This is a genomic window from Mesorhizobium sp. M7D.F.Ca.US.004.01.2.1 (assembly GCF_003997785.1).
GTDB classification, from domain to species: Bacteria; Pseudomonadota; Alphaproteobacteria; order Rhizobiales; family Rhizobiaceae; genus Mesorhizobium; species Mesorhizobium loti.
Genome location: NZ_RZRQ01000134.1, coordinates 1 through 15,429, shown reverse-complemented (window position 1 = coordinate 15,429; position 15,429 = coordinate 1). Strand labels below are relative to the sequence as shown.

Genomic DNA, 15,429 nt, shown 5'->3' with positions numbered 1-15,429 from the left:
AGCTGATAGAGGTGGCGCGCGCCACCTCTATCAGCTCCTCGAAGCCCCACAGGCCGGCGGCGATGACCAGGCCGGCCAGCAGCACCGGGAATTCGACCCGGTTGAGCAGAGCGTTGGCGGCGTTCTTCATCGGCAATTCGCCCGTTACAGTCGGCCTTGCAGATAGGGCCCAAGCGTGATCAGCGCCACGGCGGCGATCGCCAGCATGATGCCGGTCGCCTGCAGCGCGTTGACGCGCTCGCCGAAGAACATCAGCGCGACGACATTCACCGAGACCAGCTGGATGACGGCCGAGAGGCTGAACGACACCGACATGCCGAACTCGCGGATCAGCCGCAGCATGATCAGATTGCCCAGCGAATAGAGCGCCAGCGTCAGCAGGATCTTGCCCAGGCTCGGCGCCAGGCCCCATTGCTTGGCCGCCGTCGCCGCCAGCAGGAAAATGACAGTCGACAAGCCAAGCTGCAGCAATCCCGAAAAGCTCACGTCCCGTCCCCTCTCGAAGCGGCTCCCGCCGCGTGTGTCGAGGACCTTGTTTCCGAAGCGTGCCGGGACGTCAAGCGACGTCGATCAAACGTAGCTCTTGGCAACGGCAAGAGGGAGGGTCAATGTGCTGATATCGCCCAGTCTGTCGATTCAAGGGCGGTCAGGGGCTCATGATACGCATTCTGCAAAACCTGGTGCGACGCTGGAGCGAACTTTCTCTTGCCCTGCAATTCGTCGTTGCCGGCGGCTTTGGCCTGCTGGCCGTCATGCTGGTGGTGGGCGCCTGGGTGACGGCGCAGATCCGGGAGGGCGTCATCCACAATTCAGCCGCCACGACGGCGCTGTATGTCGACAGCGTGATTGCGCCGCTGCTGCCAGACCTGCGCAAGGACCAGGAGCTCAGCGACTCGGTCAAGCGGGCGCTCGACGAGACACTTGGCCAGGGCGCGCTCGGCAAGCGCCTCGTCTCGTTCAGGCTCTGGAGCCGCGACGGCACGGTTCTCTATGCGAAGGAGACGGCGCTGATAGGCCGCCGTTTCGAACCAAGCAGCGGCCTGCGCTCCGCCTTCCAGGGCAATGTCGTCGCCCAGCTCGACACGTTCGACGAGACCGAAAGCAAGGAAGAGGCGTTCGGCGTGCCTTTGCTGGAGATCTACAATCCGGTGCGCGAGCCCTGGTCCGGCGAAGTGGTGGCGGTCACCGAATTCTACGAGATCGCCGACGAGTTCAAAGCCACCTTGGCTTCGGCTCTGTGGTCTAGCTGGCTGATCGTGGCCGGCGCGACCCTGGCGGCATTGCTACTCTTGTCGGGCATCGTCCTGCGCGGCAGCCGCACCATCGACGATCAGCGCGGGGCGCTGCGCCGCCAGGTGTCGGAACTGCAGGGTCTGGTGACGCAAAACAGCGCCCTGAGAATGCGCGTGCAGCGGGCCTCCCGCCGCGCCACCGCGCTCAACGAAAGATATTTGCGCCGTATCGGCGCCGATCTCCATGACGGTCCAGCCCAACTCGTGGCCCTGGCGGCGTTGCGCATGGACAGTCCGATATTTTCCGCCGACGGCCATTCGGGCGAAAGCCGCTCGACCGAGGTCGCGATGATCCGCAAGACGCTGGAGGATGCGCTGCGCGAAATACGCGGCATCTGCACCGGCCTCGTCCTGCCGCAGATAGAGACGGCAGCCGCACCAGACATTCTGCGGCTGGCCGTCAACGAACACGAGCTGAGGACGGGAACGTCGGTGACACTCACGCTGGCCGGACAGTTGCCAGAGCCCGGCGCCTCCGAGAAGATCAGCATCTATCGTTTCGTGCAGGAAGGGCTGAACAATGCCTACCGCCACGGGCGAGGCAAGGATCAAGCGGTGAGTGCCGGGATGAAAGGTGGCAGGCTTTGTGTTGAAGTATCGGACGCCGGGCCAGGCTTCGATCCGGCACGGGTCGAGGGCCTCGGGCTCGCCGGCCTCAGAGAGCGGGTCGAAAGCATTGGTGGCCAGTTCGAAACCTTGACCGGGCCGCAAGGCACGCGATTGGTGATCCGTCTATCGATTGAGGAGCAAGCATGACTGATGTTATTCGCATCGCCATTGTCGACGATCATCCCCTCTTTCGCGAAGGTGTGACGCGCAGCCTGTCGGAGATCGGAGGTTTCGAGATGGCTGGCGAGGGTGCCACGGCGCAGGATGCCGAACGCATCGCCTCGACGGTGCGGCCCGACATATTGCTGCTCGATATCTCCATGCCGGGGGGTGGTCTGGCCGCGGTTGCAGGCATCCTCGCCAGCCATCCCGCCCAGAAGATCGTCATGCTGACCGTTTCGGAGGCCAATGCCGATGTGACAATGGCCCTGAACGCTGGGGTGCGCGGCTACGTCCTCAAAGGTATCGGATCGCGCGCGCTTGCCGACATCCTGCGCAACGTGGCGGCTGGCGAGAGTTATCTTTCGCCGACGCTGTCGGCCCGACTGCTTTCGGATCTCCAGTCCCAGAAGCCCACCAACGCCATAGCGGACCGGCTGCGGCAACTCACCGAGCGGCAGACGGAAATCCTGCGGCTGGTGGCTGAGGGGCTGAGCAACAAGGAAGTCGCCCTGCGGCTGGAGCTTCAGGAGAAGACCGTCAAGCATCACATGACCGGCGTGCTGTCGAAACTCAATGTGCGAAACCGCACCGAAGCAGCCTTGATGATGCGTGAGTCGCGCGACCGCGACAGGAGCCATACCTAACAGTTCAGCGCTTCTACCAAACCGGAGCCGCTCCAGGGACTTCAGTCATCGCGGTGCCGGAAATCGCGCGGTGCCGGCCCAGAAACGAGGTCACCTCCGCCGGGGGGCGGCGGAGGTGACATGTGAAGCCGGCCGTTGCCTGTTGGCAAGCTTCACAAGGCCTTCAGGCGGCTGACATCGGCCGGCGTGGCCCGGCGGTCGATGATCGTGCGCCCGAGCGCATCCTCCATCCTGAAACGGCCGTTCTCAAGCTGTTCGGTTAAGCCGTCGGGATGCCGGACTGTGATCTTGTTGCCTGTCACGTCGACCTTGTCACCAGTCGTGGCATTGACATGACTCGCGCTGTTGCCCTTGTTTGATCCTGACTTGCCGGAATTGCCGCTGTTGCCATTCCCGTTGCTGTTGCCGCTATTACCGCTGTTGCCGCCGCTACTGTTTCCGCCACCGCTGCTGCCACCATTGCCGTTTCCACCCCCGCTGTTGCCACCGCCATTACCGCCCTTGCCGGCCTGTGCGCTGGCGGTGTCGATTCCGGGAACGGAGCCGTGGAGGGCAAAGTGATAGGGAGCGATGGTCAACGCCAGCGCGGCCGCCAATCTGAGCGCCAGCCGGCAACAACGGGTCGTGACCGATCTGTGCATCCTGATCTCCGTCGATTGAGCCGGCGCCCACCCTCAACGTCGCAGTAGCAACCAGCATCGCTGAAAGACGTGGTTCCCGGAAGCGACCTCCGACCGTTGCGGTTGTCACCCAGGACTTTTGCAAGCGCAAGGTTGGACTAAAGTCCTATCCCTATGCTATATTAGCTTCGTATGAACGGCGCCGCGACCGCTATCGCTTAACGGGAGACTGGCTTTCCCGATGCCTGACGACGGCAGACGCCGGACATCAAGTCACCTCCGCCGGGGGCGGCGGAGGTGACTTGTAACGCTGGCTTTTGCCTGGTTGACCTGTTTCACAGAGCCTGAAGACGACTAATATCGTCCGCCGGCGCCGGACGTTCGACGATGGCGCGGCCGAGGGCTCCTTTATATCGAAACGACCGTTCTCGATTGCTTCCCTGGCGCTGTCTCTCTGATGCCGTCGGGATGCTCGATCTTGTTGCCGTCCACTCCGATCCTGTCGCCGGTGGTCCGCCGTCACATCATGTCCACCATCCCTGGCACGGCAACTCCGAGAATGCTTGGCCAACGGTGCGCGGAATGCCTGTTGCGTCTGAAAGGCCTCTGATGTCACGAAAATGTGATCCGGCGATTATAAGGGGTTAAACAGGCAACACGCTCCAGCCATCCACGCAGCCAGAGGCAAGCCCCCAAATGACCGAACACCGCTCCCCTGACGCCCGATTCCGCACCAGCCTGCTCGAGGAAAACGACGGCCCGGCCACCAACCCCACCGACAACCGCACCATGGGCGAGATCATTGCCGCGCGGTTCTCGCGCCGCGGCTTCCTCAGGGGTTCGCTGGCCGTCTCGGCCATCGCCGCCACCGTCTCCCCGCTGGCGCTTATCAGCGCCGACGAAGCCCGGGCCGCGGAAAGCTCGGCCTTCGCGTTCGACGAGTTGGAGGCCGGCATCGACGACAAGCATCATGTCGCACCGGGCTACGACGCCGATGTGCTGTTGCGCTGGGGCGACCCGCTGTTTGCCGATTCGCCGGACTTCGACCCGACGAAACAGTCGGCGCAGGCGCAGTCCAGACAGTTCGGCTACAACAACGACTACGTCGGCTATCTCCCGATCGACGGTTCAGCCGAACACGGCATGCTGGTGGTCAACCACGAATACACCAACCCGCATCTGATGTTCCCGGGCATCGTGAAGATCGTCGAAAAGGACGGCAAGAAGTCGGCCGAAGTCGCACCCCTCTCGAAGGAGCAGGTCGATGTCGAGATGGCGGCGCACGGCGGCACCATCGTCGAGATCCGCAAGGACGCTGGCAAATGGCAGGTGGTGCGCGACGGAAAGCTTAATCGCCGCATCACCTCCAGCACCGAAATGGCGCTGTCGGGTCCGGTTGCCGGCCATGACCGCGTCAAGACCAATGCCGACCCGTCCGGCACCAAGGTTTTCGGCACGTTCAACAACTGCGCCGGTGGCGTCACGCCCTGGGGCACCTATGTGATGGCCGAGGAAAACATCCACGGCTATTTCTCCGGCGAACTGCCGGCAGACCACAAGGAAGCCGCCAACTACAAGCGCCTCGGCATTCCCGAAGGCGCCTATGAATGGGCGGCGCACTATGACCGCTTCGACTTGGCCAAGGAGCCGAACGAAGCCAACCGCTTCGGCTGGATCGTCGAGGTCGATGTCAACGATCCGACCTCGACGCCGAGGAAGCGCACCGCCATGGGCCGCTTCAAGCATGAAGGCGCCGAATCGATCGTCGCCAAGGACGGCCGCGTCGTCTTCTATCTCGGCGACGACGAGCGCTTCGACTATGTCTACAAGTTCGTCACCAAGGCGGCGTTCAATCCGAACGACCATGCCGCCAACAAGGACCTGCTCGACGACGGCACGCTGCATGTCGCCAAGTTCGCCGAAGACGGTTCCGTGGAATGGCTGCCGATCGTCTTCGGCCAGGGGCCGCTGACGGCTGAAAACGGCTTCACTGGCCAAGCCGACGTGCTGATCGAAACACGCCGCTCCGCCGACCTGCTCGGCGCCACCAAGATGGACCGCCCGGAAGACATCCAGCCCAATGCCGTCAACGGCAAGGTCTATGTGATGCTGACCAACAATTCGAAGCGCAAGGCCGACCAGGTCGACGCCGCCAACCCGCGCGCCGAAAACGCCTTCGGCCACATCATCGAGATATCGGAGGACGGCGGCGATTTCACCGCTGCCAAGGGCAAGTGGGAAGTGCTGTTGAAATGCGGCGATCCTTCGGTGGCCGATATCGGCGCCACCTTCTCGACGGCAACGACGGCCAATGGCTGGTTCGGCATGCCCGACAATTGCGCCGTCGATTCGGCCGGCCGCCTGTGGGTCGCCACCGATGGCCAGGGCCCGAAGGCCACCGGCCGTACCGACGGCCTGTGGGCAGTGGACACCGAAGGGTCGGCGCGGGCGACCTCAAAACTGTTCTTCCGCGTGCCGATCGGCGCCGAAATGTGCGGTCCGCTGTTTGCGCCCGACGACCAGACCGCCTTCGTCGCCGTCCAGCATCCGGGCGACGGCGGCGAGGACTGGGAGGCGTTCGGCCGCCCGTCCTACTATGAAGACCTGTCGACACGCTGGCCCGACTTCAAGCCCGACATGCCGGTGCGGCCGTCGGTGGTCGCTATCACCAAACAGGGTGGCGGCAAGATCGCGGTCTGATATCCGGCACTGGTTTGCAATCTCAAGGGAGGGATTTCGGTGACCCCGAAGCCCCTCCCTTTTTACGTGAAATCATTCAAGCCTCGGGAAAGATTGGCAATTTAAACGTGGCGCCCTAGGTCTTTATCAGGAGATCGCCATGTCGAAGTCCGTCTATGACCGTGGCTTGCTCAAGCCAGCCGATATAGCCAAGCTGCAGCGCGTGTTCGATGAGGCCTGCCGGCGGCGTGAAGCGCATCCCGATTCCGCCGATGCGCGCGAAATCGCGCTTAACCTGCTCGCCCTGCACAATGCCGGCATGGTCGAAGAGGATATGCTGATGGAGGCCGTCGGTTTCCGTCGGCTCGAGCCGAAGTCGGCGTGATGCCCGGCGGCGCCTTATCCTATTCGGCCCGCTGAACCACGGCCACATTGATCATGCTTCTCAATCGGAAGCCGATGGATTCGTACAATCTTATGGCACCAGTGTTTGCGGCATAGGCGTGGAGGTACGGTATCTCGCCGCGTGCAAAAATCTGGTCTGCCACGAACAGCGATAGCAGCCGGCCGAGGCCGCCGCCACGGAATTCCGGGTGCGAACAGACGCCGCTGAGTTCGCTATAGCCGGGTTGCTTCATGCGCTCGCCGGCCATCGCCACCAGCCTGCCGTTGATTTTCACACCCCAGAAGTCGCCGAGGCTCAACGCCCCGGATGTGAACGGGCCGGGTTTGGTGAGTGACGCCAAGGCCAGCATCTCGGCCGCATCCTCTTGCGTCAGACGTTGCACGCGCTCGTCCGACACGGTCTGCAACGGCACCTCGGCAACCATCTGGACGGCAGCGGCCGTCGAGATCGCCGACAAGCCGACCGGCAGCGCAATGGCATCGGCCTGAGCCATGATCACGCTCTCGCCCGAGGACACAAGCTTGCCGAACGCCCGCAGGCTTTCGGCATCGTCGGTAGCGGTAGCGGCAAAGAGGGCGATTGACGGTGAATAGCGCCTGGCAAGCTTGCCACCTTGCGCGAAGGCCTGATGCCTCGTCTCCAGCGCGCTCCAGACAGGACGGTCAAGAATATGTTTCATTGCCTGGCGCCTTGTTTGACGCGACGATCGAGCGGGGCCGTAGCCAGACCGTCCTCAATGGCCGCGAGTTGATCGAGAAGTGGCCCCGAAAGATCTCGGCACAAATCCGCGACGGCGCTCTCTATGCGCGGCCACACGTCCCGCTTCGCGACATCGACCAGGCGTTGACCCTTCTTAGTCAGCGAGACCACCCGCCGCCGCTGGTCACCATCCGACTGGATGGCTTCGACCAGCCCCAGCTCGGCCAGAAGCGACACGCTTCTTGTCACACCCGGCTGTGTCAGCCCCAGCGATTGCGCCAGTTCGCCGACAGCCAACGGTCCCAGTTTGTCGAGTGCGGCAAGCAACGGGTACTGGCTCGATTGAAGTGGAACCTCCAAGCCGTCGAGCAGACGCTGCGCGTCGGCCTGCAACTGCTCGCCAATGCGCTTCAACCTGCTGCCCAGGCAGAGGTAGCCAAGAGATCGTATGACGTCTTCCATAGTCGACCTGTGCCATAAATGATAACATGTTATATAACATAGCAAGCAGTTGATCAAGCCGACGTACCGGCGTCTCCGATTAAGTCAGCGTGAAGCACCGGATTGGTGGGAGGCGCCAGCGGAAGCTGCAATCCGTTTGGCGATCGCCTTGGCCAGGATGCCGGCATTGGCGAAGCAGCCGCGAATGCTTGGCCGCATGCCGGTGAACCACAGGCCGGGCAATTTCGGATCGGCTTGCCCGCCGTTGAAGAGCGGAACGCCCTTGCTGTCGAGCACGCCGAGCTTGCCGACCATGGGCTCCAGCCCGGTGCGGTAGCCTGTCGCGGCAATGACGATATCGGGATCGATCAGGCTGCCATTGGCCAGGATCACGCCGTCGCGGGTGAATTCCCGTATGGCCGGCACGACGGTGATCTTGCCGGCCTTGATGGCGTCGACGGCGCCGTCGTCGGCAGCGATCGCGGTATAATCCGAGGTCAGGCGGCTGACGCCGCCCCTGGGTGCGGGCGGCACGCCGAATTTGGTCAGGTCGCCGAAGACGAGGCGCTGCGTTGCCGCGATCGCCGCATCGGCGACCCGCAACGGCAAGCGCGCCATGAACGGCGAAAGCCGATGCACGGCGATCTTGCCGATCCGCTTGGGCAGGAGGGCGGGGCCGTTGCGGGCCGACAGCCAGATGGCGGCCGTGTCTATGTCGGCCAGATGATTGAGCGCGTCGAAGCCCGAATTGCCGGCGCCGACGACCAGCACTTTCTGGCCCGCATAGTCCTGCGCGTCGCCGAAATCCGCCGAATGGATGATGCGGCCGGCGAAATCCTTCATGCCTTTCCATTCAGGAGTGAATGGCTGCCTGTCGCGGCCGGTGGCGATGACGACATTGCGGGCCAGGCGCCGCCCCGCGCTGGTCCGCAGCGCCCAATGATCGCCCTTGAAGGCGATTTCTTCGACAGCGACGCCAAACTGCACCGGCAGCCGGTTCTCCTCCCTGAAATCATTCATATGGCGGATGACGACCATCCTTTGCGGAAAGGCAGGGGTGCCCGGGGGATAGGCGAGGCCAGGCAACGAAGAAAGATCGCGGTGGGTGTTGAGATGCAACTGCGGGTGTCGCCGGTGCCAGGGCTCGGCCAGCCGGCTTTCCTTTTCCAGGATCGCGGTCGGCACGCCGGCGTTCATCAAGGCGTGCGCGACGGCCAGTCCGGCAGCACCGGCGCCGACGACGATTGCCGGCTCGACCGTCACCGTCTGGTCCGCCACCCACCTGATTGTCGTATCAGCCATTCACTCTTGAATCCCATTCGACCGCCCTGCCGCAAGGCTCGCATGACGCTGTAACCGTTTGATCCCGCGCAGGACCATACCCGCAAACCGCTGCCGATTTCGAGCCATACGATTTTCGAGGCATACGCTGGGCCGCGGTTGTGCCCTATATGGCATATGCGCAATATCAACGGTAATCAGGTCGCGGCAATGTGATTGATTCGAGGCCCTGGGGGGCTGGCGGGTCTCTGTTATCCCCCACGCGCATGCCCGAAATCGGGTTCGATTTTCGAGGCCATGCGCAGAATCGAAGTGTTACAGCACCTTTGCGCGTCTTGGACGCGCGGCGTTGTAGGCGGCACGCGGAATCTCGACCATGCCCTCCTTGCGGATCTATGTCGACAGCATCCTTGAGGGCGCCGCGCCCAAGGTCGAGCGGGAGGCGCTGACCCATGTCGAACGGCTGGCGCTTGTACGCCGCCACGGCGACTTCTCGCTCGCCTACTCCAGCGCCGTGCAGAACAAGCTTTCCTATTTCGGCGACGCCGACGGCTACATCGCCTTCGGCACCAAGATGAAGCATCATTTCGCGCTCGGCGACCCCGTGGCGGCTCCGGCGCATCGACCCGACTATATCAGACGCTTCGTCGAGGCCGCCGGCAGCCCGTGGTTCGTGCAGATCGGCGAAGAGACCGCACGGGTGCTGGCCGGGCTCGGCTACAAGGTCAATCGTTTCGGCATCGACACCCGCCTCACCCTGCCCGAGCATGATTTTTCCGGAAAGCGCAACGAAACCGTGCGCTACTCCGAGCGCTGGCTGCTGAAGAAGGGCTTTTCGTTCGAAGAGGACAGGCGAACGATCCACCTCGACGAGATCGCCCGGCTTTCCCAAAACTGGCGCGGCGACCGCATCGTCAAGCGCTGGGAGATGGGCTTTCTCAACCGCCCGTTCGCCGACCATCTCGGTAGCGACATGCGCCGTTTCGTGCTGCATGGCCCCGACGGCGAACTGGTCGCTTTGCTTGACTTCGATCCGCTGTTTGCCGACGGCAAGGTCATCGGCTACACCACCGCCTTCAAGCGCAAGCACATCGATGCCTCGCCGCATGCCGAGGTCGGCCTGACCAAATTCGCCGTCGACCGTTTTCGCGAGCAAGGCATCTCGGTGGTCACGCTCGGCCTGTCGCCGCTCGTCGACATCGGCCCGAGCGGCTTTGACGAAAGCGATTTCTGGCGCAACATCTTCCAGCGCGCCTACGGCTCGCCATGGGTCAACCGGCGCAGGTTCAACCTGCAGGGCCAGGCGGCGTTCAAGCGCCGCTTCCATGGTGTCGAAGAGCCGGTCTACATCGCCTTCCGCAAGGGGACGTATGTGGAGATGTTAGGGCTGCTGCGGCTGGTCAAGGCAATCTAGGTCTATCGATATTCAGGGCTTGGGCGAAGCCTTTTCCCTTCGTCATCCTGGGGCGTGGCAAGGAGCGAAGCGACGCGGCGCAGACCCCAGGATGACGACTTTGGACCGCTCAGTTCCTGAGCCGATAACCGGTCCTGAAAATCCAGGCGACGATGGTTATGCAGACCAGCAGGAAGACGACGGTCATGCCAAGGCTGACGCCAACCGAGACGTCGGACTTGCCGTAAAAGCTCCAGCGGAAGCCGCTGATCAAATAGACGACCGGGTTGAACAGCGTCACCGTGCGCCAGATCCCAGGCAGCATGTTGATAGAATAGAAGCTGCCGCCGAGGAAGGTCAGCGGCGTGATGATCAAGAGCGGCACCAGCTGCAGCTGCTCGAAGCTCTTCGCCCAGATGCCGATGATGAAGCCGAACAGGCTGAAGGTCACCGCCGTCAGCACCAGGAAGGTAAGCATCCAGAACGGGTGCAGGATGGTCAGCGGCACGAACAGCGAGGCTGTCGCCAGGATGATCAGGCCGAGGATGATGGACTTGGTCGCCGCACCGCCGACATAGGCGATGACGATCTCCAGATAGGAGACCGGAGCCGACAAAAGTTCGTAGATCGAGCCGACGAATTTCGGAAAGTAGATGGCAAAGGAGGCGTTGGAGATCGACTGCGTCAAGAGCGACAGCATGATCAGGCCGGGCACAATGAAGGCGCCGTAGCTGATGCCGTCGATCTCGGTGATGCGCGAGCCGATGGCCGAGCCGAAGACGACGAAATACAGCGATGTCGAGATGACCGGCGAGACGATGCTCTGCAGCACGGTGCGGAAGGCACGCGCCATTTCCATCCGGTAGATCGCCCATACCGCGCGGAGGTTCATGGCTCTCTCCTCACCAGATTGACGAAGATCTCCTCGAGCGAGCTGTTTTGCGTGTCGATGTCGCGGAACTGGATGCCGCCGGCCTCGAGATCGCGGATGAGCGAGGCGACGCCCGGCCGCTCGGCCTGGTTGTCATAAGTGTAGGTCAGCTGCCCGCCATCCGGCGACAGTTCCAGCGCGTAGCGCGAGAACGCCTCGGGAATGGCCGTCAGCGGATTGCGCAATTCCAGCACCAGCCGCTTGCGGCCAAGCTTGCGCATCAGTTCGGCCTTGTTCTCGACCAGGATGATCTCGCCGCGGTTGATGACGCCGACGCGGTCGGCCATCGCCTCGGCTTCCTCGATGTAATGCGTGGTGAGGATGATGGTGACGCCATCCTCGCGCAGCCGGCGCACCATCGCCCACATGTCCTGGCGCAGCTCGACATCGACGCCGGCGGTCGGCTCGTCGAGGAACAGGACGCGCGGCTCATGCGACAGCGCCTTGGCGATCATCAGCCGGCGCTTCATGCCGCCCGACAGGGTGATCGCCTTGGCGTCCTTCTTGTCCCATAGCGACAAGTCGCGCAGGACCTTCTCGACGAAAGCCGGGTTGGCCGGCTTGCCGAACAGGCCGCGGCTGTAGTTGACCGTCGCCCAGACGCTCTCGAAGGCATCGATGGTCAGTTCCTGCGGCACCAGGCCGATCAGGCTGCGCGCGGCACGATAATCCTTGTTGATGTCGTGGCCGTCGACGGTGACGGTGCCCGACGAGCGGTTGACGATGCCGCAGACGATCGAGATCAGCGTCGTCTTGCCGGCGCCGTTGGGGCCGAGCAGCGCAAAGATCTCGCCACGTTGGATGTCGAGATTGACCTCCTTGAGCGCGGTAAAGCCGGTGGCGTAGGTCTTGGAGACCCCGGAAATAGACAGGATGGAGGGCATGGTTGAAAACGGCTACTTGAAAGAGGTCCCCTGATATAGGCCGAATGTCGGTGCATGCAACCGTAAGTCAATGCCGCTGCTGACAGTTCTCGACAATCGTTGCCGGCCGACCCTGGTGGCTGGCGGCCGATACAACTGCCCCAGCGACCGGGATGAGTCTGGCGACCTGCCGGACACCGGCGCATAGGCTAAGCCATGCTGCACATGCGTCATATTGGCAGGGCGCTGCGGCGTTCCGCCTCGCGGCGGGACGCCGCTTTGACCGAGCGGCGTGACAGGCCTATTCTTCAAGGCATTCGAAGCAGCCGGAGCCCACCATGGACCCGCTCATCCTGTCGCGCATGCAATTCGGCGCGAATATTTCGTTCCATATATTGTTCCCGACGATCACCATTGCGCTTGGCTGGGTGCTGCTGTTCTTCAAGCTGCGCTACAACGCGACAGGCGATTCCGCCTGGATACGTGCCTATTTCACCTGGGTGAAGGTGTTCGCACTGTCCTTCGCCATGGGTGTGGTTACCGGCGTCACCATGAGCTTCCAGTTCGGCACCAACTGGCCCGGCTACATGGAAAAGGTCGGCAACATTGCCGGGCCGCTGCTGGCCTACGAGATCCTCACCGCCTTCTTCCTCGAAGCCGCCTTCCTCGGCATCATGCTGTTCGGCTTCCGCCGTGTCTCCAACCGCATCCACACGCTGGCGACGGTGCTGGTCGCGGGCGGAACCACCGTCTCGGCCTTCTGGATCATCGCGCTCAATTCCTGGATGCAGACGCCGGCCGGGTTCGAGATCCGTGATGGCGTCGCACACGCCGTCGACTGGTGGGCGATCGTCTTCAACCCGTCGATGCCCTACCGGCTTACCCACATGCTGCTGGCATCCGGCCTGACGGTGTCGTTCCTGATCGCTGGCCTGTCAGCGCTGCGCTATCTCAAGGGCGACCGCTCGGAATCGATGTGGAAGGCGCTGCGCACCGGCGTCTTCACCGCGGCGATCCTGATCCCGATCCAGATCTTTGCCGGCGACCAGCACGGGCTGAACACACTGGAGCACCAGCCGCAGAAGATCGCCGCCATGGAGGCCAACTGGAACACCGGCCCCAACGTGCCGCTGGTTCTTTTCGCCCTGCCCGACGAGGCGGCCAAGGAAAACAGGTTCGAGATCGCCATTCCCGACGGGGCCAGCCTGGTGCTGCGGCACTCGACCAGCGGTGTCGTGCCGGGGCTGAACGACTATCCCGGCAACCATCCGCCTGTGTTCCCGGTGTTCTGGGGTTTCCGCATCATGGTCGGCACCGGCATATTGATGCTCATCGTCTCGTGGTCGGCCGCCTTCTTCCTCAAGCGCCGCCACAGCCTGCCGAAGCCGCTCGCTCTGCTGATGGTGCCGATGGGGCTGTCGGGCTGGCTGGCGACGCTGGCCGGCTGGTACACCACCGAAATCGGCCGCCAGCCCTGGCTGGTGACTGGCGTGCTGAAAACCGCCGACGCGGTCGGCCCGGTGGCCGGCAGCCATGTCGCGCTGACGCTGGCCATCTATCTCATTCTCTACGCGCTTTTGCTGATCGCCTATCTCGGCGTGCTGGTGCACCTGGCGCTGAAGGCGGCGAAGGACGGCGATTCATCGCCGCTGCCGGGCGTCATGAAGACGGCCATGTCGCAACCGGCAGCAGGCGAATAGGAGAAGAAAAATGAGCTTCGACTGGCCCACCGCGCTTCCCCTGATCTTCGCCGGCCTGATGGGCCTGGCCATCCTGATCTACGTCATTCTCGACGGTTTCGATCTCGGCATCGGCATCCTGTTCGCCGCCGCCGAAGACGCCGAACAGGACACGATGATCGCGGCCATCGGCCCGTTCTGGGACGCCAATGAAACCTGGCTGGTGCTGGCCGTCGGCCTGCTGCTGGTCGCTTTCCCGATGGCGCATGGCGTCATCCTGACCGCGCTCTACATTCCGGTCTTCGTGCTTCTGGTCGGGCTGATCCTGCGCGGCGTCGCCTTCGATTTCCGCGCCAAGGTGCCGACCGAGCGCAAGCACCGCTGGAACCGTATTTTCTTCCTGGGTTCGCTCATCGCTTCGCTGGCGCAGGGCTATATGCTGGGCGTCTATGTGCTGGGCCTCGATGTCGGCTTCGGCGGCATGGCGTTTGGCGTGCTGGTGGCGTTCTGCCTTGCTGCGGCTTACGCGGCGATGGGCGCCGCCTGGGTGATCTACAAGACCGAGGGCGAGTTGCAGAAGAAGGCGGTGCGCTGGCTGCGCACGGCGCTGGTGCTGACCGCGCTCGGCATGGCGGCGGTGTCGCTGGCGACGCCCTTCGCCAGCCCGCGCATCTTCGACAAGTGGTTCGTCTGGCCGGCGATGCTCTATTTGTCGCCGCTGCCGATTCTGTCGGCAATATTGTTCCTGTGGCTGTGGCGGCAGACCTTCCATCTGCCGAAGCCCGACGACCGCCATTCGCTGACGCCGTTCCTGACGCTGGCCGCCATCTTCGCGCTCGGCTTTGCCGGCCTGGCCTGGTCGTTCTACCCGTTCGTGGTGCCGGATCGCCTGACCATCTGGCAAGCGGCCTCGGCACCGGAGAGCCTGGCCATCATCCTGGCCGGCACCGTGGTCGTGCTGCCGGTCATCATCTTCTATTCGTTCTATGCCTACCGGGTGTTTGGCGGGAAGGCGACGGATTTGACGTATGATTGAGGGGGTTGGCGCGAGCTGATCTCCTCCCTCGAGGGGGAGATGTCGCGCGTCCGCCAACCTCAGTTGCTCGCCGACAGCACCAGCACAGGCTTCTCGCTGTACAGCGCCGGGAACAGTGCCTTCAGGTTCGCCACCTTGGGCAGGTCGTTGTAGACGATGTAGGGATAGGTCGGGTTCAGCGTCAGGAAATCCTGATGATAATTCTCGGCCGGATAGAAGGTCTTGCCAGTTTCCAGCGTGGTGACGATCGGCTCCGGGAACACCTTGGCCTGGTCGAGCTGGGCGATGTAGCTTTGCGCGATCTTCTTTTGCGCCTCGTTTTCGGCAAAGATCGTCGAGCGGTACTGCGTGCCCGAGTCGGGACCCTGGAAATTCAGCTGGGTGGGGTTGTGGGCGACCGAGAAATAGACCTGCAGCAGCTGGCCATAGGTGACCTCAGACGGATCATAGGTGATCTCGACGGATTCGGCATGTCCGGTGCGGCCTGAGCCGACCGTCTCGTAGACGGCATCATCCTTGCTACCGCCGGTGTAGCCGGAGACGGCCTTGCTGACGCCCTTGACGTGCTGGAACACGCCCTGCACGCCCCAGAAGCAGCCGCCGGCGAAGATTGCCTTTTCGCTGCCGGCAGCCGCCTTTTCGTCAAATGCCGGCGGCGGGATCTTCACCGCATCCTCGGCCGAAACCGCTGGCG

The 15,429-nt window shown here is 63.1% G+C and carries 15 protein-coding genes and 1 pseudogene; 7 read left to right on the top strand and 9 right to left on the bottom strand.

Features of this window, described 5'->3' with window-relative positions; genetic code table 11:
* Nucleotides 1–130 (bottom strand): annotated as a pseudogene (locus EN993_RS37835) (phosphoesterase); the annotation flags it as partial.
* Nucleotides 131–144: 14 nt separating this feature from the next.
* Entirely contained in the window at nt 145–486 is a 342-nt protein-coding gene (locus EN993_RS18880; protein ID WP_109663468.1) for a hypothetical protein, read from the bottom strand.
* Between the two features lie 170 nt (nt 487–656).
* On the opposite strand from EN993_RS18880, the gene EN993_RS18875 reads away from it, so the two are divergent.
* Together EN993_RS18875 and EN993_RS18870 are read left to right on the top strand one after the other, a co-directional pair.
* Nucleotides 657–2,048: a sensor histidine kinase gene (locus tag EN993_RS18875; protein ID WP_109663471.1), complete on the top strand. Its 1,392-nt coding sequence runs from the start codon at nt 657–659 to the stop codon at nt 2,046–2,048.
* The gene (locus tag EN993_RS18870; RefSeq protein ID WP_109663474.1) at nt 2,045–2,707 is read left to right on the top strand and encodes a response regulator transcription factor; all 663 of its coding nucleotides are present in this window, start codon (nt 2,045–2,047) and stop codon (nt 2,705–2,707) included. Before EN993_RS18875 ends, EN993_RS18870 begins: the two co-directional genes overlap by 4 nt.
* A gap of 152 nt (nt 2,708–2,859) precedes the next feature.
* Here EN993_RS18870 and EN993_RS18865 read toward each other — a convergent pair whose 3' ends face one another.
* Nucleotides 2,860–3,348: a hypothetical protein gene (locus EN993_RS18865; protein WP_109663476.1), complete on the bottom strand. Its 489-nt coding sequence runs from the start codon at nt 3,346–3,348 to the stop codon at nt 2,860–2,862.
* A gap of 675 nt (nt 3,349–4,023) precedes the next feature.
* On the opposite strand from EN993_RS18865, the gene EN993_RS18860 reads away from it, so the two are divergent.
* Nucleotides 4,024–6,027 carry a PhoX family phosphatase gene (locus EN993_RS18860; RefSeq protein ID WP_109663478.1) on the top strand — a complete coding sequence of 668 codons (2,004 nt, stop codon included), beginning with the start codon at nt 4,024–4,026 and terminating at the stop codon, nt 6,025–6,027.
* Between the two features lie 139 nt (nt 6,028–6,166).
* Nucleotides 6,167–6,391, top strand: coding sequence for a hypothetical protein (locus tag EN993_RS18855; RefSeq protein ID WP_013528677.1), 225 nt, complete (start codon nt 6,167–6,169; stop codon nt 6,389–6,391).
* Nucleotides 6,392–6,410: 19 nt separating this feature from the next.
* Here EN993_RS18855 and EN993_RS18850 read toward each other — a convergent pair whose 3' ends face one another.
* The 3 genes from EN993_RS18850 to EN993_RS18840 all read right to left on the bottom strand — a co-directional run bounded on the left by EN993_RS18850 (nt 6,411) and on the right by EN993_RS18840 (nt 8,854).
* Nucleotides 6,411–7,091, bottom strand: coding sequence for a GNAT family N-acetyltransferase (locus tag EN993_RS18850; RefSeq protein ID WP_109663481.1), 681 nt, complete (start codon nt 7,089–7,091; stop codon nt 6,411–6,413).
* Complete coding sequence (locus EN993_RS18845) at nt 7,088–7,573, bottom strand: MarR family transcriptional regulator (protein WP_127264527.1); 486 nt, start codon at nt 7,571–7,573, stop codon at nt 7,088–7,090. The genes EN993_RS18850 and EN993_RS18845 overlap by 4 nt, the downstream gene beginning before the upstream one ends.
* A gap of 84 nt (nt 7,574–7,657) precedes the next feature.
* Nucleotides 7,658–8,854 carry an NAD(P)/FAD-dependent oxidoreductase gene (locus EN993_RS18840; RefSeq protein WP_109663486.1) on the bottom strand — a complete coding sequence of 399 codons (1,197 nt, stop codon included), beginning with the start codon at nt 8,852–8,854 and terminating at the stop codon, nt 7,658–7,660.
* 355 nt (nt 8,855–9,209) lie between these two features.
* On the opposite strand from EN993_RS18840, the gene EN993_RS18835 reads away from it, so the two are divergent.
* On the top strand, nt 9,210–10,247 hold the full coding sequence (locus EN993_RS18835) for a phosphatidylglycerol lysyltransferase domain-containing protein (protein ID WP_109663489.1): 1,038 nt from the start codon (nt 9,210–9,212) through the stop codon (nt 10,245–10,247).
* Nucleotides 10,248–10,356: 109 nt separating this feature from the next.
* Here the strand turns inward: EN993_RS18835 and EN993_RS18830 are convergent, their stop codons facing one another.
* Both EN993_RS18830 and EN993_RS18825 read right to left on the bottom strand, forming a co-directional pair.
* Nucleotides 10,357–11,118, bottom strand: a complete 762-nt coding sequence (locus tag EN993_RS18830) for an ABC transporter permease (protein ID WP_109663491.1) — start codon at nt 11,116–11,118, stop codon at nt 10,357–10,359.
* A complete protein-coding gene (locus EN993_RS18825) occupies nt 11,115–12,041 on the bottom strand; it encodes an ABC transporter ATP-binding protein (RefSeq protein ID WP_126067025.1) in 927 nt (308 codons plus the stop codon). The genes EN993_RS18830 and EN993_RS18825 overlap by 4 nt, the downstream gene beginning before the upstream one ends.
* Nucleotides 12,042–12,358: 317 nt before the next feature.
* On the opposite strand from EN993_RS18825, the gene EN993_RS18820 reads away from it, so the two are divergent.
* Together EN993_RS18820 and EN993_RS18815 are read left to right on the top strand one after the other, a co-directional pair.
* Nucleotides 12,359–13,720 (top strand): cytochrome ubiquinol oxidase subunit I, encoded by a 1,362-nt coding sequence (locus tag EN993_RS18820; protein ID WP_109663497.1) that lies wholly within the window; start codon nt 12,359–12,361, stop codon nt 13,718–13,720.
* Nucleotides 13,721–13,730: 10 nt separating this feature from the next.
* Nucleotides 13,731–14,735 (top strand): cytochrome d ubiquinol oxidase subunit II, encoded by a 1,005-nt coding sequence (locus tag EN993_RS18815; protein ID WP_127264526.1) that lies wholly within the window; start codon nt 13,731–13,733, stop codon nt 14,733–14,735.
* A gap of 59 nt (nt 14,736–14,794) precedes the next feature.
* On the opposite strand, the gene msrA is transcribed toward EN993_RS18815, so the two are convergent.
* On the bottom strand, nt 14,795–15,429 hold a 635-nt coding region (gene msrA, locus EN993_RS18810), incomplete at its 5' end, for a peptide-methionine (S)-S-oxide reductase MsrA (RefSeq protein WP_245468904.1).

What these genes read in the sequence shown, in the direction of transcription:
- EN993_RS18875 (WP_109663471.1), top strand. Translation starts at nt 657, where the DNA reads ATGATACGCATTCTGCAAAACCTGGTGCGACGCTGGAGCGAACTTTCT.
- EN993_RS18870 (WP_109663474.1), top strand. Translation starts at nt 2,045, where the DNA reads ATGACTGATGTTATTCGCATCGCCATTGTCGACGATCATCCCCTCTTT.
- EN993_RS18865 (WP_109663476.1), bottom strand. Translation starts at nt 3,348, where the DNA reads ATGCACAGATCGGTCACGACCCGTTGTTGCCGGCTGGCGCTCAGATTG.
- EN993_RS18860 (WP_109663478.1), top strand. Translation starts at nt 4,024, where the DNA reads ATGACCGAACACCGCTCCCCTGACGCCCGATTCCGCACCAGCCTGCTC.
- EN993_RS18855 (WP_013528677.1), top strand. Translation starts at nt 6,167, where the DNA reads ATGTCGAAGTCCGTCTATGACCGTGGCTTGCTCAAGCCAGCCGATATA.
- EN993_RS18850 (WP_109663481.1), bottom strand. Translation starts at nt 7,091, where the DNA reads ATGAAACATATTCTTGACCGTCCTGTCTGGAGCGCGCTGGAGACGAGG.
- EN993_RS18845 (WP_127264527.1), bottom strand. Translation starts at nt 7,573, where the DNA reads ATGGAAGACGTCATACGATCTCTTGGCTACCTCTGCCTGGGCAGCAGG.
- EN993_RS18840 (WP_109663486.1), bottom strand. Translation starts at nt 8,854, where the DNA reads ATGGCTGATACGACAATCAGGTGGGTGGCGGACCAGACGGTGACGGTC.
- EN993_RS18835 (WP_109663489.1), top strand. Translation starts at nt 9,210, where the DNA reads ATGCCCTCCTTGCGGATCTATGTCGACAGCATCCTTGAGGGCGCCGCG.
- EN993_RS18830 (WP_109663491.1), bottom strand. Translation starts at nt 11,118, where the DNA reads ATGAACCTCCGCGCGGTATGGGCGATCTACCGGATGGAAATGGCGCGT.
- EN993_RS18825 (WP_126067025.1), bottom strand. Translation starts at nt 12,041, where the DNA reads ATGCCCTCCATCCTGTCTATTTCCGGGGTCTCCAAGACCTACGCCACC.
- EN993_RS18820 (WP_109663497.1), top strand. Translation starts at nt 12,359, where the DNA reads ATGGACCCGCTCATCCTGTCGCGCATGCAATTCGGCGCGAATATTTCG.
- EN993_RS18815 (WP_127264526.1), top strand. Translation starts at nt 13,731, where the DNA reads ATGAGCTTCGACTGGCCCACCGCGCTTCCCCTGATCTTCGCCGGCCTG.